This window comes from Paenibacillus sp. 01T442, from assembly GCF_056398345.1.
The window spans coordinates 87122-106405 of record NZ_JBFTPF010000020.1 but is presented as its reverse complement, the minus strand read 5'-3'; the positions used below and the strand labels follow the sequence as shown (position 1 = coordinate 106405).

The 19284-nt window shown below is 46.1% G+C and carries 17 protein-coding genes; 3 read left to right on the top strand and 14 right to left on the bottom strand.

Annotated elements, in window-relative coordinates; all coding sequences use genetic code 11:
• The first annotated feature begins 404 nt into the window (after nt 1-404).
• Nucleotides 405-752, top strand: coding sequence for a DUF3889 domain-containing protein (locus tag AC1DLM_RS17815; RefSeq protein ID WP_477570720.1), 348 nt, complete (start codon nt 405-407; stop codon nt 750-752).
• On the opposite strand, the gene AC1DLM_RS17810 is transcribed toward AC1DLM_RS17815, so the two are convergent.
• The 5 genes from AC1DLM_RS17810 to AC1DLM_RS17790 form a co-directional block, all read right to left on the bottom strand.
• Nucleotides 747-2066 (bottom strand): replication-associated recombination protein A, encoded by a 1320-nt coding sequence (locus AC1DLM_RS17810; protein WP_441989953.1) that lies wholly within the window; start codon nt 2064-2066, stop codon nt 747-749. The two genes, AC1DLM_RS17815 and AC1DLM_RS17810, sit on opposite strands and share 6 nt — an antisense overlap.
• 145 nt (nt 2067-2211) lie before the next feature.
• Nucleotides 2212-2964: a tRNA threonylcarbamoyladenosine dehydratase gene (locus AC1DLM_RS17805; protein WP_441989954.1), complete on the bottom strand. Its 753-nt coding sequence runs from the start codon at nt 2962-2964 to the stop codon at nt 2212-2214.
• 24 nt (nt 2965-2988) lie between these two features.
• Nucleotides 2989-4770, bottom strand: a complete 1782-nt coding sequence (aspS, locus tag AC1DLM_RS17800; protein WP_477570719.1) for an aspartate--tRNA ligase — start codon at nt 4768-4770, stop codon at nt 2989-2991.
• Nucleotides 4771-4813: 43 nt separating this feature from the next.
• The gene (gene hisS, locus AC1DLM_RS17795) at nt 4814-6079 is read right to left on the bottom strand and encodes a histidine--tRNA ligase (protein ID WP_477570718.1); all 1266 of its coding nucleotides are present in this window, start codon (nt 6077-6079) and stop codon (nt 4814-4816) included.
• A gap of 431 nt (nt 6080-6510) precedes the next feature.
• On the bottom strand, nt 6511-6819 hold the full coding sequence (locus tag AC1DLM_RS17790) for a winged helix-turn-helix transcriptional regulator (RefSeq protein ID WP_056610440.1): 309 nt from the start codon (nt 6817-6819) through the stop codon (nt 6511-6513).
• Between the two features lie 157 nt (nt 6820-6976).
• Here AC1DLM_RS17790 and AC1DLM_RS17785 point away from each other — a divergent pair, with 157 nt between their 5' ends.
• Nucleotides 6977-7369 (top strand): DoxX family protein, encoded by a 393-nt coding sequence (locus tag AC1DLM_RS17785; RefSeq protein WP_056610438.1) that lies wholly within the window; start codon nt 6977-6979, stop codon nt 7367-7369.
• A 298-nt stretch (nt 7370-7667) separates the two neighbouring features.
• On the top strand, nt 7668-7988 hold the full coding sequence (locus AC1DLM_RS17780; protein WP_477570717.1) for a hypothetical protein: 321 nt from the start codon (nt 7668-7670) through the stop codon (nt 7986-7988).
• Nucleotides 7989-8087: 99 nt separating this feature from the next.
• Here AC1DLM_RS17780 and AC1DLM_RS17775 read toward each other — a convergent pair whose 3' ends face one another.
• The 9 genes from AC1DLM_RS17775 to secD all read right to left on the bottom strand — a co-directional run bounded on the left by AC1DLM_RS17775 (nt 8088) and on the right by secD (nt 19193).
• On the bottom strand, nt 8088-10055 hold the full coding sequence (locus tag AC1DLM_RS17775; RefSeq protein ID WP_477570716.1) for an FAD-dependent oxidoreductase: 1968 nt from the start codon (nt 10053-10055) through the stop codon (nt 8088-8090).
• Nucleotides 10056-10190: 135 nt separating this feature from the next.
• On the bottom strand, nt 10191-10364 hold the full coding sequence (locus tag AC1DLM_RS17770; protein WP_157256822.1) for a hypothetical protein: 174 nt from the start codon (nt 10362-10364) through the stop codon (nt 10191-10193).
• Nucleotides 10365-10448: 84 nt separating this feature from the next.
• Nucleotides 10449-10889, bottom strand: coding sequence for a D-aminoacyl-tRNA deacylase (gene dtd / locus AC1DLM_RS17765; RefSeq protein WP_441989958.1), 441 nt, complete (start codon nt 10887-10889; stop codon nt 10449-10451).
• A gap of 22 nt (nt 10890-10911) precedes the next feature.
• Nucleotides 10912-12990 carry a RelA/SpoT family protein gene (locus AC1DLM_RS17760; RefSeq protein ID WP_477570715.1) on the bottom strand — a complete coding sequence of 693 codons (2079 nt, stop codon included), beginning with the start codon at nt 12988-12990 and terminating at the stop codon, nt 10912-10914.
• Nucleotides 12991-12999: 9 nt separating this feature from the next.
• Nucleotides 13000-13512, bottom strand: a complete 513-nt coding sequence (locus AC1DLM_RS17755) for an adenine phosphoribosyltransferase (protein WP_057311658.1) — start codon at nt 13510-13512, stop codon at nt 13000-13002.
• The gene (gene recJ, locus AC1DLM_RS17750; RefSeq protein ID WP_477570714.1) at nt 13509-15959 is read right to left on the bottom strand and encodes a single-stranded-DNA-specific exonuclease RecJ; all 2451 of its coding nucleotides are present in this window, start codon (nt 15957-15959) and stop codon (nt 13509-13511) included. Before recJ ends, AC1DLM_RS17755 begins: the two co-directional genes overlap by 4 nt.
• 66 nt (nt 15960-16025) lie before the next feature.
• Nucleotides 16026-16976, bottom strand: coding sequence for a cation diffusion facilitator family transporter (locus tag AC1DLM_RS17745; RefSeq protein ID WP_441989961.1), 951 nt, complete (start codon nt 16974-16976; stop codon nt 16026-16028).
• A gap of 65 nt (nt 16977-17041) precedes the next feature.
• Nucleotides 17042-17968, bottom strand: a complete 927-nt coding sequence (gene secF, locus AC1DLM_RS17740; protein ID WP_441989962.1) for a protein translocase subunit SecF — start codon at nt 17966-17968, stop codon at nt 17042-17044.
• On the bottom strand, nt 17958-19193 hold the full coding sequence (secD, locus tag AC1DLM_RS17735) for a protein translocase subunit SecD (RefSeq protein WP_477570713.1): 1236 nt from the start codon (nt 19191-19193) through the stop codon (nt 17958-17960). The genes secF and secD overlap by 11 nt, the downstream gene beginning before the upstream one ends.
• Nucleotides 19194-19284: the final 91 nt, after the last annotated feature.

The following is a 19284-nucleotide window of genomic DNA, read 5'->3' as shown; positions in this document are numbered from 1 at the left end:
TTGATGCGTTGCTCATCATAAAGGATATTGCTTTTCATACATTTCATTCCCCCTCACCGATATTGTACCTTATTGCATATTGATGACTCCAATCCAATTAGGGGGCTTCAGAGTAAATGCTCTGAATTAACTGGAGGAAATCCAGCTATTTGGATTTTGAGGGGATTTTCCCAAGAATTAGCTGTACAAAATACAGTTAATCGATGCAAGTAGCGGATAAGCAAAGGAATTTCATATCATCGAGCCACGCAACAGGTTCGGATTTCGAGCTAAAATACCAGGCTTTACAACTTTGTATTTGCTGTTATTTACCGTTCACTTTGGCGCATGCAAGCTCCGCCTGTCGCACACGCTAAGCTCGAAAGGTGTGAGCGATACTGAGCAAAATCATAGCTATTTTACTCATGTTTGGCTTCAGCTGGGTAGGATCTTCATCTGCACTTGCAGTAGACGCCAACCAACATGGCAATGGCGGTCAGACCGTAAGGGCGCCTATACAGGACCCCTCTTATGCCAAGTGGAGCCGTCTTGCTTTTCACGAAGCTGGTAAGGTGTACACGTTGCTAGATTACAAATATATCGGAAAGTCCAACGTGGCACCAGGTGTCGTACAACAGCAGTTCCGCTTCTGGGTCAAAAAGAATGGCGCTGAATTCCCACTCATCGTCTCCATTCGTTATGATCCCGTTACAGAAAAGGTATTTACCATTCTTATGGAGCAAGAAAATAGAGGGACTCTACGGATTCTATGAATCTGTAGGCGTCCCTCTTCTTTTATGCTGATTAAGCTTCATCTTCTCTTCTGTGCCTTGATTGGTTGCCGCGAAAATCACTTCATGCTGAATCTCATCCGGCAAGTATTGTTGTCGTACGAAATGCCCTGGGTAATTATGCGGATACATATAGCCTTTATGACCGAGCTTTTCCGCACCTTTGTAGTGTGTATCACGCAGATGCAGCGGAACTTCCGCTGATTTCACCCGCTCCATCAACTCCTGTGCACGCATGATGGCGAGCGGGATCGAGTTGGACTTCGGACTTTCCACAGCGAATAAAATTGCCTGGGAAATGATGTACTTCGATTCCGGCCAGCCGATCTTATGGTAGGCATCCATCGCCGTAACCGACTGAACCATCGCCTGCGGATTGGCGAGTCCGATATCTTCACTGCAAGCGACGATGAGACGCCGCAAGAAGGTCATAGGATCCATGCCGAGCTTCTCGACGGCATAGAGGAACCAGAACAGCGCGGCGTCGCTAGAGCCGCGCACGCTCTTGTGAAAGGCGGACAAGACGTCATACTGCGTCGACTCGTCCGCTTTCACGATCGGGCGGCGGATCGACTCCTCCGCCACCTCGCGCGTGATATGAACCGTGCCGTCCGGTTCAGGTGAAGTCGTCAGCGCTGCGAGTTCCAGCGCGTTCAGGGATCGGCGGATGTCGCCATTGGCCATCTGCCCGATATGCTGCAGCGCCTCCTCGTCCACGTGGAGGCGCATGAAGCCGAGCCCCTTCACGGGATCGGCGATCGCTCTTCGCATAGCGATGAGCGCATGCTCCGCCGTGAGCGGCTCGAGCTGAAACAGCGTCGAGCGCGACAAGAGGGCCCCGTTCACATGGTGAAAGGGGTTCTCTGTGGTCGCCCCGATGAAGATGAGGATGCCCTGCTCCACAGCAGGAAGCAGCGCATCCTGCCGCGAGGTGTTGAAGCGATGTACTTCGTCCAGAAACAGCGTCGTTTTACGCCCGTACATCGCTTTAGTGCTTTTGGCCAGCTCAATGATTTCACGAACATCCTTCACGGAAGCATCCACTGCATTGAGCTTCATAAATTCGCCTTGGGTCCGATTAGCGATAATGTTCGCTAACGTCGTCTTCCCTGTCCCTGGAGGTCCGTAGAGAAGAATCGAAGTCACTTGATCAGCTTCAATCGCCCGTCGGAGGAGCTTGCCTTTGCCGACAATTTGTTCTTGGCCGATATATTCATCCAATGTCGTTGGCCGCATCCGGTCGGCGAGCAGCTTGCCCACTGGATCTTGGGATGACGCATATGTAAACAAATCCATGATTAGTTTCCTTTACTTGGTGCTAAAAGTTGGTCTGTCCATTATACCTTGCCTGGATTGGCATGTCATGTCTAGTCAAATAAAAAACTCCTTCCAATGCGAAAAAAGGGACACCCATTTTCACGGGCATCCCTCATTGCTAAGATTACTTCTTCCCACCAATCGCAAGCAAATCCTTCACAGCTGCACTCACCATGATAAGCCCCGCTACAGGAGGTACAAAAGAATTACTCGCAGGCGGCTGCTGCGCCTTACGTCTATCAGGTGCATCTGCAGGCACGATTTGCTCTGTAACGTCTTCCCGTGGCTTCATTGGCTCTTCCATCGAGAATACGACCTTCACGCCCTTCTTGATGCCTTCCTTGCGCAATCGTTGACGAATCACGCGGGCGATCGGATCCATACTTGTCTTCGAAATATCAGCAATTCTAAATTGCGTAGGGTCCATTTTATTGGCTGCACCCATACAAGAAATCATCGGAATTTTGCGTTCAAGACATTGCTTGATCAGATGAATCTTGTAGGAAATCGTATCACTTGCGTCGAGTACATAGTCGATCGGATAAGCGAATACTTGCTCATACGTTTCTTCTGTATAGAACATCCGGAGAGAAATAACGTCACACTCGGGGTTTATCAAAAGGATACGGTCTCTCATCAGATCAGCCTTAGGCTGACCTACAGTTGTCGTAAGCGCATGGATCTGACGGTTAATATTCGTGATATCGACAACATCCTTGTCGATTAGAATTAAGCGTCCAACGCCAGATCTTGCCAAAGCTTCAGCCGCTATGGAGCCGACACCGCCAATACCGAGTACAACAACGGTACTATTTTTCATTATTTCTAGACCCTCAGGTCCAATCGATAGTTCAGTGCGCGAAAATTGGTGAAGCATGGGAACACTTCCTCTTCAAAGTTCTTAGGCTTTCGCAGCAGGCTGCTTAAGCGCTAAGCGAATCGATAGTTGTTCTAGTTGTTTGTCGTCAACAGTTCCCGGAGCGTCCATCAACAAGTCTGTTGCGCTAGCTGTTTTCGGGAATGCGATCGTTTCTCTCAGGTTCGTACGGCCTGTGATTAACATTACCAAGCGGTCAAATCCGAAGGCAAAGCCACCGTGTGGAGGCGTACCGTATTCAAATGCTTCCAGCAAGAAGCCGAATTGTTCATACGCTTCTTCTTTGGAGAAACCTAGCGCTGTGAACATTTTCTCTTGCACATCACGTTGGTAAATCCGCATGGATCCGCCGCCTACTTCGTAACCATTCAAGACAAGATCGTAAGCTTGCGCACGAATTTGACCTGGATCTGTATCGAAGAAATGAATGTCCTCTTCGTTCGGACGAGTGAACGGGTGATGTTCAGCCACATAGCGTTTCGCGTCTTCATCATACCCAAGAAGTGGGAAGTCTACGACCCAAGCATATTTGAATACGGAATCATCGATAAGACCTAGTTGACGACCGATTTTCAGACGAAGGTTACCTAGCACATCAGCAACGACTTTCTTTTTATCCGCAGAGAATAGAAGTAGATCTCCCTCTTCTGCGCCCAAACGCTCGGTCAACGCTGCGATTTCAGCTTCGTTGAAGAATTTCACGATAGGCCCTTTGAATTCGCCGTCTTTCACTTGAATCCAAGCAAGACCTTTCGCGCCGTAACGGGCTGCGAATGGAAGAAGATCGTCGATCTCTTTACGACTCCAAGTCCCACAGCCTTTGGCATTAAGAGCTTTAACCTGACCGCCACCGTTCACTACGCTCGCGAATACTTGAACACCGGAAGTGGACACGATATCGGATACATCTTTCAACTCAAGGTCGAAACGAAGGTCCGGCTTATCGGATCCGTATTTCGCCATTGCATCCGCATGGGTAATCCGTTGGAACGGACGCTCGATTGTAACGTTAGCTGTTTCTTGCATCAATTTCACAACAAGCTCTTCGAGAATATCAAGAAGCTGATCTTGAGATAGGAAGGAAGTCTCGATGTCGACTTGTGTGAACTCAGGCTGACGGTCTGCACGAAGATCTTCGTCGCGGAAACAACGAGCGATTTGGTAGTAACGCTCAAGACCACTAACCATCAACAATTGCTTAAAGATTTGTGGGGATTGTGGAAGTGCAAAGAACTCACCAKGGTGCACGCGGCTTGGTACCAAGTAATCACGAGCGCCTTCTGGTGTACTTTTTGTCAAAATCGGTGTTTCCACATCAATGAAGCCTTGAGAGTCCAAGAAATTACGGAACACGTTGGATGCTTTGGAACGCAGCATCAACGTACGTTGCATTTCCGGACGACGTAGGTCAAGGTAACGATATTTCAAACGAACCGCTTCATCCACTTCCACGCCATCTTCGATGAAGAACGGAGGTGTTTTCGCTGCGTTCATGATTTCAATATCGGTTACTTGAATTTCGATTTCACCTGTCGGGATGTTTTTGTTCACTGTTTCAGCATCACGTTCTACGACTTTCCCTTTAACTGCAAGCACGTATTCATTACGTGCACGGTCTGCAATCGCCAATGCGTCGCCAGAGAAATCCGGGTTAAACACCGTTTGTATTAAGCCACTGCGATCGCGTAGGTCGATGAAAAGAAGGCCGCCAAAGTCGCGTCTTACTTGCACCCACCCATTAAGTATTACCGTTTCGCCTACATGGGCTTTTGTTAGCTGCCCACAATGATGTGTTTTGAGCATCATGATTGTTATTTCCTCCTCGTAGTGTCCATATTGGTGTAGTTGTTTATTCGAATAGTGTCTTTGCAGCGTTTGAAGCAAGATCCACTAAACTTAGCGTGATTTGATTTCCTGTTTCCATCTTCTTCAGCGTAATTTCGCCGCGTGCCAACTCATCGTCACCAAGAATCGCCACATAAGTAGCTTGGAAACGATCAGCGGACTTCATTTGAGCCTTCATCTTACGGCCCTGATAGTCCTTCTCTGCTTTTAAACCTTGAACTCTAAGCTGGTGCAGAAGTTTTGTAACTTCTTTCTCCGCGGCTTCACCTAGACCAATCAAGTACACATCAAGCGGCTCAGGCTTCGGAATTTCAACCCCTTGCGCTTGCAATACGAGAAGAATACGCTCTAGACCAAGTCCTAAACCTACACCTGGTTGATCTGTACCATGTCCACCGATCTGTTCGACTAGACCATTGTAGCGTCCGCCTCCACCAATCGTGTCGATCGCACCGATACCTGCTGCCTTATATTCAAACGCAGTGTGCGTGTAGTAATCCAGACCACGCACAAGACGAGGGTTAATACGGAATGGAATCTCCATCGCTGTTAAGTGCTCTTGTACCTGTGCAAAGTGAGTGCTGCACTCTTCATCCAAGAACTCCAGGATGTCAGGTGCGCCTACACCATGCTTTTGATCGATTTTGCAATCGAGAATACGCATTGGATTACGGTCGTAGCGCGACTGACAATCCTTACATAGCTGATCCTTCACTGGAGCAAAGAAAGCCTGCAACTGTTCACGATAAGCCGTTCTAACCGCAGGTGTGCCCACGGAGTTAACCTCCACGGTTACCTCTTTGAGTCCAATCTCTTTATAGAACGTGTAGCCAAGCGCGATCACTTCTGCATCAATGCTTGGATCCACGGAGCCGAAAGCTTCAATACCGAACTGGTGAAACTGGCGGTATCTCCCCGCTTGCGGCTGTTCATAGCGGAACATAGGTCCCACATAAAACAACTTTGTCAGATCAGGGATACCATACAGTTTGTTTTCCACATACGCTCTAACGACCCCCGCCGTACCTTCAGGGCRAAGTGTCATGCTGCGGTCACCTTTATCCAGAAAGGTATACATTTCTTTTTCGACGATATCTGTTGTTTCTCCAACCCCGCGCGAAAAAAGCTCAGTACTCTCGAAAATTGGCGAACGGATTTCTTTGTAATTAAAACGTTGACACAAGTCTCTCGCTTTGGACTCTAGGTACTGCCATTTCTCCACCTCGCCTGGAAGCAGATCTTGTGTACCTTTCGGCTTCTGAATACTCATCGAAGTAACCTCCCTTTTTCTCTACTTACATGCCTTTCTAAAAGCAAAAAATCCCCCATCCCCGACTTACGTCAGGGACGAGAGATTTGATTAACAAATTCACCCGTGGTACCACCCACATTCAGCATGCTATGTTGCTTGCTTACGCAATCAAACACATCTTGCTCTTTGCGGTTAACGCCCGCTATTCGCACAACTACTACTTAGCACATTAACTCATGGCTGTTCCCAGTTGGTCCTCGGGGAGGTCTGTTCATTCACTCATCATGGGAAGCTTGCAGCCTAGGCTTCCTTCTCTGTACATGTGGGGGCGAATTACTGTGTCCCTTCAATGGATCACATTCGTATGGAATTACATTATGGTTATTGTAAACATTGGTAAGGGCAAAGTCAAGAGACAACCATACTTACTATGCGCCCTCAACCTATATTTAGTTAAAAGTGTCCGCCCATTTCTGTACTTCATCCATAACAGGCTGAAGTCCTTTCCCTTTAGGCGTTAATTCATACTCAATCCGTACCGGCGTCTCTGGATAAACATGTCGAATAATAATCTCGGCAGCCTCGAGCTCCTTGAATCTTTCTGAGAGCATGCGATCACTCATACTTGGGATTAATACGGAGATATCTTTAAACCGCTTAGGCCCGGATAGCAATACATTCACGATAAGTCCTGTCCAACGTTTTCCCAGAAGTTCGAATGCATGCTCGAATTTGGGACATAGTTGATCATTTTCCATCTTAATCATCTCCTTCGAGTTCTTGCCGATTACGGCACCAACCACTTCTGTAATAACTATTTTAACATAGTCGCTTGACAAAAGTAAGTGCTTCGTAATAATATACTAACATAAAGTAAGTTGTTAAACAAAATATATCAATAGAGGAGATGTTAGTATGGCATTAGGACTTCTTATTATTCGTTTGGTGATTGGGTTAACGATGGCGGCACATGGTACACAGAAATTGTTTGGTTGGTTCGGTGGTTATGGACCCAAAGGTACAGGCGGATTCTTCGAATCCATCGGGATCAAACCAGGTGTCATGATGGCGGTTGTTGCTGGTTTAATCGAATTAGGTGGCGGTCTGCTCTTCGCCGCTGGTTTATGGACTGAAGTTGGCGCAGCTCTTATTATTATTACAATGATCATGGCTATTATTAAAGTTCATGGCAAAAACGGCTACTGGGTAACTTCCAATGGATTTGAATATAATTTAGCTTTACTAGTCATTGCGCTTGGCGTTGCCTTAATCGGTGCTGGTGACTATTCCATAGATGCACTTATGTAATAAATAAATTCGTAAACCGTCCAGCTTAGACTGTGGCGGTTTTTCTTTGTATACAAAGAAAATAGCCTGCAGCACGGGGCAGCAGGCTTTCAAAGTTTATATTTTAAAGGGGGTCGACTATTAGTATATCCCTCCTAGATTAAAGGAACATGAAGCTCGTATTACAATTTGATTACACCAAAATATCGTTTACTTTCAAGCATTTTCATTTCGTTTCATTCGTATATTCAGGCTATTTTCACATATACATGTACAACAAGGCGGATGGCCTTGAATATAACATCTGGAGGCTGTAACAATGACACTACAAAACGAGTTTCAAGAGGAACGTCAAGATCTCGTGGTGCTTTTCTCTGAAGAATCCGAAACCGAAGCCGAAACTGCTGACGATGAAGTAGCTAACGAAGAAGCAGCCGAAGAAGAGGCCATTGAAGAGTTAGATACGGATGCTGAAGAATCGGAAGAAGAAGCGGCTGATGAGGAAGAAGCAGAAGCTGAGGAATCAGAGGAAGCTGAAAGCGAAGAATCCGCAGACGAGGAGGCAGAAGCTGCCGACGAAGAAGAATCAGAGGAATCCGCTGAAGCAGAAGCGGACGAAGAAGCTGCCGAGGAAGACTAAGAAATGTAACCGTCATCATCTTTACACTCATCGCCAACTACAAACTAAGAGCCTTACAGCCACATCTCCTGCGGCAATAAGGCTCTTTATTGATGTAGGCTAAGGCTTACCTGTCAAACCAATCTTAACGTCACGAATCATCATGTACATGTCTGCATTGGTCAGTTTTTGCTTATCTGCAATGCCATTAATCGTAGTTGCTGTTAGCAGTTTCCCCTCAACGAGCTTCGCTTGCGCTTCAGCAGCCGTGCCCTTAATGCCAAGTGCTTGCGTGAAGGTATAGCTAGCTTGCTCGAGAGTCAACGGAATTTTGTCCGCACTGTCCATCTTCGCGATGGCTTGGTTAACATCGCCTACAAATGCATCCGGCTTCATCTTCCTTGCGCCACCAACCACATTGACCATTCTCTTCGGATTGGCCGCGTCGTCTAGACGGAAGTTATTATCATAAGCACCAGATGCCAATCCAAGCATCATTGCCGTTTTCAAACCTTCGAATGACTTATGTTCCATAAATGGCTGAGGTTTAATGGTCATCGGCTGAACTTCCATGCCTTGCTTGTTCAACTGAGCCTGCAGCTTCGCTATCATGTCCTTGGATGCAGAAATCTGACGGAACGTCATATTCTCTGCTTTCGCCAAACTCACCGCAGCTCCAGCTGCCTCACCCTCTGCCATGCCCGTCGGCATAACACGAGCACTTCCATGTGGCAGTGTATCATAACTTGCCGCTCTGCCTACAACGAGTAAACCATCAATCTTCTGTGGAACGATACTGCGGAATGGAATTGCGTATTGTTTCGGCTTACACACGACATTACCTGAGTCTGTAGGCGCTATACGCTGGATATCAACGGGATAAGATCCGAAGCCAATGCGATCCCACTGATCTGCATTTGTACAAACATCGACGATACTCAATCGGTATTCACCCTGCATATGTCGGGTCTCCCTCACATAAAGCTCGGGTGCTGAACCATCGAGCTCAACGGTTGAGAATTCCGGGAACGTTTTCTGCATATAAGCAACAATATTCGGCAGTTCCTTCTTCCCAATGTCGAATGCTTCTTGAACCGACTTCGGATCAAAGGTGTCTACGCCAAAAATCTGTAAGGCATTAATTAACACCGTATTGTTATTTTGCCTCCCCATATTGAGGCCTCTCATTTTGGCTCTATCCTTGTTAAGTGCAGGATAATTGCTCATTTCACTGTATCCAAATACACTCACATCTGTAACACCCGTACCCGAATTGTCATCCCCATTCAAACGGTTGGCCATCAATTTCCATACTTCAGGTGTGACATTCTTCAATCGAAACGCCAGTGTGACGGCCATTTTCGATTTTGGATCTCCGATATCCTCATGTCCCATGGTAAAAGGAACCCCTGCTGCTGCTGCGAAGTCACCATCTTGTGTCGCATCAATGACGGACGCGGCTTTGACAACTTGCGTACTGCCATTCTCAAGTGTGATCGTCGCCCCCTGCACCGCATTTTTATTTTGCGATAGCAGCGGATCAATTTTCTTCGTTTTCATCAAGACATCGATATTCTTTTCATTCTTTACGGCATCGTAGAAGGCATTGGCCGCTGTATTCACATCGAAGGAATCGCCTTCCGTTTTGGCATACCATTCCGAGAAATACCCTTTATTCCATACATCATCCTTGCCGAGCAACGTTTTGCTCGTGGAATAATTCATGTCCAAGGAGTTAATCCAGCCGAGCGTCATCAATCCGCCAAAGATCTCACGATCCCGACCATCAACAAGCAGCGTGCTTAATCCATTCCGAGCTGACGAAACCGCTGCGGCAATGCCCTCCGGGTCCGTACCAATTACAATGACATCATAGGCTTCTTTCGCCTTTTTTACCGATTTCACTTCTTCAAGGGCTTGTTGCTGATCACTATGTCCTTTGGCGCCGTTCTTATGGTGATTATATTGATAGTACATGGCGGCTGTTGCAGCAACCAGCGTAAGTACAATCAATACTACCATTAACCATAGCCAACCTCTGGATGTGGATTTGTTACGATTTGAATTTGCCATTACGACTTTAAGCACCCACCTTATCTCCTGCATGTCTTACAATAATTMCATAGGCTAGTTTACCACAATTTGATGGAGGAGAGAAATTCTACCTTTGGTACAAATAAAACCACGCAGGGCTGGTGAACAGCACACACGTGGTTTTATGAATTACCGGAACGATTTCTTTGGGATACTCTTCATTTTTTCCTGATCAGAAGTGAATTCTGCACTGATTTCAACATCCGCAAAGGCATTTCCTTGACTCATCCGCTCAGCCATAGAGGAATGGAACAATTGCTGTATCGGGGCAGTCATCATCTTTTCTTTGATGGATTGACGCATCTGTAGGCTCCTAACCGCTAGTTTATACTTGTCTAGTATAACCAGTGACTAGGCTGCCTATCCTGAATCCTTCGCCCAAGTAGCTTATTTGCTATCGATCATCAAGGTAACAGGTCCCCAATTCGTCAGGGAAACATCCATCATTTCACCAAATGCACCCGTTTCAACTTGTAACCCCTGCTCTCTGAGCATTCTGTTGAATTCCTGATACAATGGTTCTGCTTGTTCTGGCCTCGCTGCTGACATGAAATTAGGCCGCTTGCCTTTGCGACAATCCCCATATAGCGTAAATTGTGACACTGACAAAATGGCTCCCCCTGTCTCAAGGACAGACAAATTCATTTTACCTGTTTCGTCTTCAAAAATTCGAAGCCCGGCCACTTTATCCGCAAGATACTTCGCATCTTGTTCGGTGTCTTCATGGGTRATGCCAACCAACAGCATAAGCCCCTGCTCAATGCGACCGATCGTTTGATTATTGAACGTTACTTCCGCGCTCTTACAACGTTGAACAACAACTCTCATCGTTCCTAAATCCCCTTACTAGCTAGGTCTGCATAATCCTTTGAACGGAATAAATATCTTTGACGCGTTTTATTTTTTCGACAACAGATTGAAGATGATCAATATTTTTTATCAAAATCGTCATATGAATCGTCGCCATTTTGTTCTTATCGGAACGCCCAGAAACAGCTGAGATCATCGTCTTGCTCTCGGATACAGCTTGCAGCACTTCATTTAAGAAGCCGCGGCGATCATGGCCTGTAATCTCAATTTCCACATTGAAATTAGACTCAACAGCCTCTGCCCAATCCACTTCAATTACCCGTTCTTCCTCGCCCATACTCGTCGGAATGTTCGTGCAGTCCGAGCGATGAACAGAAACACCGCGTCCTCGAGTAATATAGCCAATAATGAAATCCCCTGGAACTGGATTGCAGCAACGAGCGAATCGGACTAGCAAGTTATCTACACCTTTGACGCGTACACCGTTTGTAGGACGGCTTTTGCGCTCCGTGGATGGGGGTGCTTTGACCTCTTTCACTTCACTGCTCAGCTTAATAATCTGAGCTTCTTCCGCTTCCTTACGCAGCTTCTCCGTTAGCTTGGTACATATTTGCGCTGCCGTAATGCCACCAAAGCCAACCGCAGAGAGCATGTCTTCAATATCGCTAAAATTAAACTTCTTCGCCGCTTCCAGCATTTTATCATCGCTCATTAAGGTCGGAGGATCGATGGCTAAGCGTTTAAGCTCACGTTCAATCATATCCTTACCTTTTTCAACGTTCTCTTCACGCTTTTCTTTCTTAAACCACTGCTTGATTTTACTGCGTGCGTGGGAGGATTGGGCGATTTTGATCCAATCTTGACTTGGCCCATAGGAATGCTTAGAAGTTAGGATTTCAATAATATCACCGGTTTTGAGCTTATGATCGAGCGGAACGATCCGTGAATTGACTTTGGCACCAATAGTACGATTGCCGATTTCTGTATGAATCCGATAGGCAAAATCCAACGGAACTGCACCTGCTGGAAGCTCGATAACTTCCCCTTTTGGCGTAAAGACGAAAACAAGATCAGAGAAGAAATCCATCTTCATGGATTCCATGAACTCAGACGCATCGTTCGTTTCATGCTGAAGCTCCAGAATTTCGCGGAACCAGCTCATTTTATCCTCGAAGGTGCCGGATGGAACAACAGTGCCGCCTTCTTTGTAAGCCCAATGTGCGGCGATCCCGAACTCGGACGTACGATGCATTTCCCACGTCCGGATCTGAACCTCTAGCGGCTCACCCTTCGGCCCAATAACGGTCGTGTGCAAGGATTGATACATATTCGGCTTCGGCATCGCAATATAATCCTTGAAGCGGCCAGGCATCGGTTTCCATAACGTATGAATGATACCCAAAGAAGCATAACAATCTTTAATGCCGTCAACAATGACGCGCAAAGCCATGAGATCATATATCTCGTTAAATTGCTTGCCGCGGGAGCTCATTTTCTTGTAAATGCTGTAAAGATGCTTCGGCCTTCCCGAAATATCCCCCTGAATTCCCATCTCATCTAACTTCTCTTTGATGCTGTGAATGACATCTTCAATGTATTGCTCACGCTCAGTCCGTTTCTTCTGCATGAGATTCACGATCCGATAGTATTGCTGCGGATTCAAATAACGGAGGGCAATGTCCTCCATCTCCCATTTGATTGTGGAAATACCGAGCCGATGGGCAATCGGGCAGAAAATCTCCAGCGTTTCTTCCGCAATGCGGCGCTGGCTTTCTTCCGATTGATACTTGAGTGTCCGCATGTTATGCAGACGATCCGCAAGCTTAATCAGAATAACCCGAATATCCTGCGCCATAGCAACGAACATTTTGCGGTAATTCTCATTCTGTTGCTCTTCTTTGGATTTGAACTTAATGCGCTCCAGCTTCGTCAAACCATCAACGAGCATCGCACAGGTTTTCCCGAATTTATCTAAAACAGTTTCCAATGAAACTGTCGTGTCTTCAACCACATCATGCAGAAGCGCGGCAATCACCGAAGTGACATCCATCTGCATATTCACCAATATATCTGCAACAGCGAGTGGATGCAGAATATAGGGCTCACCTGATTTGCGCACAACCCTGTCTTAATATTGAACAAGTGAAACGACATCAAAACCTTCGAATTTGCTGCGGCCATCCAAGTACGTAAGCTCGATTAAGAAAGCAGCTCCGACGATTTCTCCACCAAGCTGTTTGATCAAATCAACGGATGTTTGAATCGTTCCGCCTGTTGCAAGCAAGTCATCCGCAATAAGCACTTTCTGTCCAGGCTTAATCGCATCCTTGTGCATAGCTAGTTTATCTTTGCCGTATTCAAGGGCATAATCCGCTTCGATCGTTTCGCCAGGCAATTTGCCGCTTTTGCGAATTGGAATAAAGCCCACGCCGAGTGCTGTAGCTAGAGGGGCACCAATGACAAATCCACGCGCTTCCGGACCTGCAATTACGTCAATTTCCTTATCTTGGATGAGTTGTTTTAATTGCTCGATCGCTTCTTTGTACACAGGGCCGTTCTGCAACAGCGTTGTTATATCTTTAAAACGAATGCCTGGCTGTGGAAAATCCGGGATAACGCGAATATAATCTTTGAAATTCATATGATTTCCTCCAATGTAGACTCTGTTTTTATTTTTATGTTATCAGCGATCCATTGCTCCAGCTCTTTCGCTGAAGAATACATTACAATGGCTTCAACTTCTTGACGATGCAATCGATGCTGGTACAATCGTGAGGTTGTTAAATCTCGTTTGGCCGGAGTAGCACTTAATGTAACCATATTATCATGTTTGACGACAAATTCTAATTCCTCAAAAACAGATAAAATAAAATGAATCATGCCGAGTGATAATCCTGACCGTTTACTGAAAGATGTCATCATCCTGGTATCTTGCAGTTGAAGTGATTTCTCCTTCTGCAAGGTGCCATAGAGCATCTTAAACATATCCCTTGAAGGCAACGTATTGCCGCTGTCCTGCCCTAACTCAGCAAATACGGGGTAGCACCGCATCATTCCTGTCGCCTGCTGAAGTACTGATTTCAAACTATCAATACGACGAGGCAACGTGTACAGAACGACATCTTGCAGCTCATCAAACGCCATTCCGATCGCAGCCTCATTGGCTGGCCTCACGTGTCCAGTATCCTGCACGATCCAATACGGCACCTGATGCCCGACTTGTGCAGCTACGGCTTGATACAACGCTGCATCCGCTTCATCAAACAGTACGATTCCAGGTGAGCGCAGTGTCGCCGATGGTCCTGCTAAGAGATTGCTCACAAGCGATGCAAGCTTCAGGTGCAATTGTCCGGTGCCACGCCAATCAAATACTTGCGTGTGCGGGATTCGCAGATCCTGCATGATGATCTGCGGCTTTCTAACACCATTCCACTCATTAATCGAGAGCTCGCCCAAGACATCTACCTTTGCCGAGGGGGCAATTAACGCTGCTAAACTACCTTTGCCAAAACCCACGGCTTCTACCGAACAGCTGACTTCATCCTTAGCTTGAGATAATCCCAGCTTCAAATGCTGTTTTTCTTTGCCCATGGTCCGAATATCTTCAAGTCCTAAATCCRTGAACATGAACTTAGGCGATGGATTCCCCATTCCGAATGGTGCCAGTAATTCTAGCCCCTCAATGCTTGCAATCGGGACATCAGCTAGGTTGCACGCATTATCTACACGTAATACAGGTACGAAGTCCTGATCTGTTAACGTTGCCGCTGCAAGCTCATTTAGTCGAAGTGCGAAAGCTTCCAGATGGCTGCTATCCAAGCTCATCCCTGCCGCTGCTTGATGACCACCGTAGTGGTCCAATAGATCCTTACAAGCTGTCAACGCCTTGTGCAAATCAAAGCCGGCAATGGAACGTGCAGAGCCTTTGGCCATACCCTTCTGCGGATCAATGCTTAACACAAGTGTAGGTCGATAGAATTTCTCCACAATCTTGGAAGCTACGATCCCAACGACACCAACATTCCAGTTCTCTTTAGCTACGACGATGACTTTATCCAAGCCCTTCGCTCGCTGCTCCTCAGCCATCGCAAACGCTTCTTGGACCATATCCTCAACAATTTGTTGACGCTCTTTATTCAGCATATCCAATTCGAAGGCAATTTGCTCTGCTTCTTTTTCATCTGTTGTGGTCAACAGCCTAACAGCAATGTCAGCCGCTTCTAAACGACCACTCGCATTAATTTTCGGAGCGAGCGAGAAACCGATGTGACCTGCCGTAATCTCTTTCCGTTCAATGCCCGACACACCAATCAGCGAACGAAATCCAACATAGTTGGAATCCTGCATGCGCGCGAGACCCATCTTCACAAGCAACCGATTCTCACCTGTGAGCGGCATAAGGTCGGCAACTGTTCCAAGTGCAGCGAACTCAAGAAGTTCCTCTGGGAATCGTTCCAGCAACGCATGTGCAAGCTTAAATGCCACACCAACACCTGCTAATAGCTTGTAAGGATACGGACAGCCTGGCTTCTTAGGATTAATCACCGCCAGGGCATCAGGCAGCACTTCTGGCGGTTCATGATGATCAGTCACAATGACATCTAAACCAATTTCATGGCAATACGCAATTTCTTCAATGGCACTTATTCCTGTATCCACCGTAATAAGCAACTGGACACCTTGTTCCTTGGCCAAGTCCATTGCAGCACGGTTCAATCCATAGCCTTCACGAATCCGATGTGGAATGTAAGTATCGAAATGCGCCCCTAACCCTTTTAACAAATGCGCCATTAAGGAGGTACTGCTTACTCCATCTGCATCATAATCGCCGTAAATACGAATGAATTCCTTATTGTGTAAGGCTCTGCGAATACGCTCCACTGCTGGCAGCATCCCATCTAACAAATAGGGATCATGGTAATCACCGACGCCACCTTGCATAAATTGTTTGGCCTCAGACACGCTGTGAATATCTCGAAGAACTAGAATACGGGCTACCAAGGGATCCAACTGCAGCTCACGAACAAATTCTTCAACAAGCGCCTCATCCGCATTTCCAATGTTCCATCTTGCCTTCGGTGCTAGCACTTGGTGGCTCCTCCTTGGTGTTTTCCTATGAAAATTTCACGGTACGTCATCTTCGAAAACAATGATTTAGTGTAAAACAGACGGCAGCTCACTTGCTTCCACATCTGCTTGCTTATAGGGATAACCTGCATCGTAAGGATTTACATGTATGTATACATGCGATACATGATGGTATTGCTTCATCAGCTGTTGTTTAATCTTCTTAGACACCTCATGTCCTTCCCAAACAGAAAGCCTAGGATTCACACTGATCGTCATGTCGATGACAACATAATGCCCATGTTCTCTCGCGTTCAAATCATCAACCGTAATCACACCATGAATCTTTTGAACAGCTTTAACGAAATCAGCTGCCTCTTCCTGGTGAAGTACTTTTTCTGTTGGTGTAGATATGGTTTTGCTGACTAACGAGAATCCCATTATACCTATAAAAAGTGCAACAATGAGTCCAGCACATGTGTCTACGTAAGAAAATCCGTTAAATCCGATCGCTTGAACCAGCATCGTCAAGAGCACACCAGCAACGACTACAAAAGAAGAGTATATATCGGAACGGCGTCTTCGCGCATTGGCAATAAATTCCTCAGATCCTAACTGCTTGCCCAGTTTACTTAAGAAGTGGAACATCGCTTCCTTCGCAAGCAGCGAAAGAACGAGAACAGCAAAGGTCGTCATAGTGGCATCATACTTAACCTGGTTGATCAAGGATTTAACCGATATGACACCTACTTCAGCACCAATCAATAAGATCAAGACAATGAATAGTAGGGAACCGACTGAAATTTGTGGATCCAACCCCCGGAAAGAAGCTGCAGCAAGCTGCACTCTCATTGTCCTTACTCTGTTGATGGCAGCAGCAACCACACAAATTCCTGCTCCCGACTGCGCCGCAGCTGCGATCAGAGAATTACTATGTGCTTGAAAGCCAACGATCCCCATCAGACAAGCCAACACGGTAAGTACAAGTATTGCTGACCAAAGCGCGTATTCTGTCTTACGAAATCCCTCATCATTCACGTGGACATTCCCCCTGAACGGATACAAAGGCCGCGCAACAATCACGCGGCCGGTTATTATGGTTATTACGCTGCAACTTTCTTTTTAGAACGTGATAAAGAGTTTCTTTTGAACAAATACCACAAGGAACATGCAATGAAGACGGAGGAGTAGGCACCGCTCGTTAAACCAATTAACTTGGCCAAAGCGAACAACTTAATGGACTCGCTTCCGAACAGATACAAACAGCCTGCAGCAATTAACACGACGAGTACAGTATTAATATTACGTGCCATCGTTTGCCAGATACTATCGTTAACGAGTGCTACTAGATCTGCATCTGTCTTCAGTTTAGCAAAACGCAGGTTTTCACGAATCCGGTCAAAAATAACGATCTTGTCATTAATGGAATAACCGATTGTCGTCAACACTGCCGCAAGGAACGGAAGGTTCACTTCGAAGCGGAAAATGGCAAACATCGCGATAACGATGAACGCATCGTGTAGAATAGCGATAATCGCAGCCAAGGCAAAACGCCATTCAAAACGGATACTGACGTACAAACAAATGAGTACGCTGGAAATCGCAACGGCATAGACAGCTTTCAACAATAACTCTTTAGCAAGCTGTGGATCCACGGTGTTAATTTCCTTCGAAACTTCTGCGCTATAGGCTGTTGCAAAAGCTTTTTGGATTGTGTTCACCGTCGCATCGTCCAGCACGTCATCGAAACGGATAGACACACGATCGCTATTATTACCACCAATTGTAGGATCCGCATATTTCGACTTCACTTCACCGCTGGTGTTCAAGCCATGCAGGATTTCCTCAACCTTCGCACTATCCAACTGCTTACCGACAACAAGATCGATATTCGTTCCCGCTTTGAAATCGACACCGAAATTCATGCCTGAGGTTAACAGAACTACTAACCCGATGATAAGAACTGCAGCCGATATGATGAAAAATTTATTGCGATTTTTTACAAAATCGAACTTTTGCTTAGAGTCCACGGATGTCTGCCTCCTTCACACCGAAATAACTTGGCTTTTTCAGCAAATTACCCCGGATAATAAGATGTAGCAGCCATCTGGAGAACAACACGTTCGTTAAGATACTGATAATAATACTCATCATCGTAATAACTGCGAATCCGCGAATTGCACCGTTACCTACATAGTACAGCACGATACCCGCGATTAAATTCGTTACGTTCGCATCCATAATCGTACGGAAGGAATGTTTCGTCCCTGCTTTCAAGGAGGAAAGGATACTCTTGCCTGCACGGATTTCTTCGCGAATTCTTTCGTATGTGATAATGTTCGCATCAACGGCCATCCMCGCTCCTAAAACAAGGGCAGCAATACCAGGCAACGTCAATGTGGCATTCATAAAGTCGAAGATCGCGAGTAGAACCCAAACATACGTAATCAAAGTGAACGCCGCTACTAGACCTGGAACTCGGTAGTAAAGCACCATGAACAAGAAAATTAAGATCGAAGCGATTAATCCCGCTCTTGCTGTCTCATGCAAAGAAGCTTTACCTAATGTAGCATCGACACGTTGTATGTATTTCTCTGTTAATTTAAGTGGCATAGCCCCTAAATTAATCATCTTTGCTACTTTGGTAGCTTCGGCAACGTTCRTTTGTGTAATGATTGCGGAGTCGCTGTCAATTGGGAAATTAACGGACGCTGTGGATTGCACGACATCATCCAAATAAATAGACAACGTGCTGCCAACCAGCTTCGTTGTTACTTCTTTGAATTTCTCTCTGCTTTTCATTTTGATCTCAACGATCGGTTGCTTCGTATTCGGATCATAGCTTAATTTCGCTGCGTTCTCGACGAAGTCAGTTCCGTTCATGTAAACCGTTCCATCAGGACCTCTGAATGTAAGTACAGAAGGTTTGGACATCAGGGTACGAACTTCTTCTTCGTTCTCAACCCCTGCAAGACGAACACGGATACGATCCGATCCTTCTGGGTACACCTCTGGTTCAGCAACACCAAGAGAATCCGCACGTTTAGCAAGACTTTTTGCAGCTTCCGTAAGCGTTTCCTTCGTTAGGGGCTGTCCAGCAGTAAGCGGCTCTGCGGTGTACAATATTTCAAAACCGCCTTTTAAATCCAATCCAAGCTTAATACGATCTACAAGCCCAGGGCTCGTTATTCCAACTGCGCCAAGAACAATGACAACCGTTAGAAAAAAGAACGAAATTCTTTTCCAATCCAGCATCTGTTGCTAGTCTCCCTTCAATACTCAATATGCCTATTATACTCAGGTCTGAAAAACGAGTCAATTTAAGTCGTTTCACGCAAAAAATAAG

Excerpts from the sequence above, each read along its gene's own strand:
- AC1DLM_RS17785 (WP_056610438.1), top strand. The coding sequence starts at position 6,977 with ATGGCATTAGGACTTCTTATTATTCGTTTGGTGATTGGGTTAACGATG.
- AC1DLM_RS17790 (WP_056610440.1), bottom strand. The coding sequence starts at position 6,819 with ATGGAAAATGATCAACTATGTCCCAAATTCGAGCATGCATTCGAACTT.
- AC1DLM_RS17780 (WP_477570717.1), top strand. The coding sequence starts at position 7,668 with ATGACACTACAAAACGAGTTTCAAGAGGAACGTCAAGATCTCGTGGTG.
- AC1DLM_RS17770 (WP_157256822.1), bottom strand. The coding sequence starts at position 10,364 with ATGCGTCAATCCATCAAAGAAAAGATGATGACTGCCCCGATACAGCAA.
- AC1DLM_RS17805 (WP_441989954.1), bottom strand. The coding sequence starts at position 2,964 with ATGCTTCACCAATTTTCGCGCACTGAACTATCGATTGGACCTGAGGGT.
- AC1DLM_RS17815 (WP_477570720.1), top strand. The coding sequence starts at position 405 with ATGTTTGGCTTCAGCTGGGTAGGATCTTCATCTGCACTTGCAGTAGAC.
- AC1DLM_RS17755 (WP_057311658.1), bottom strand. The coding sequence starts at position 13,512 with ATGAATTTCAAAGATTATATTCGCGTTATCCCGGATTTTCCACAGCCA.
- AC1DLM_RS17810 (WP_441989953.1), bottom strand. The coding sequence starts at position 2,066 with ATGGATTTGTTTACATATGCGTCATCCCAAGATCCAGTGGGCAAGCTG.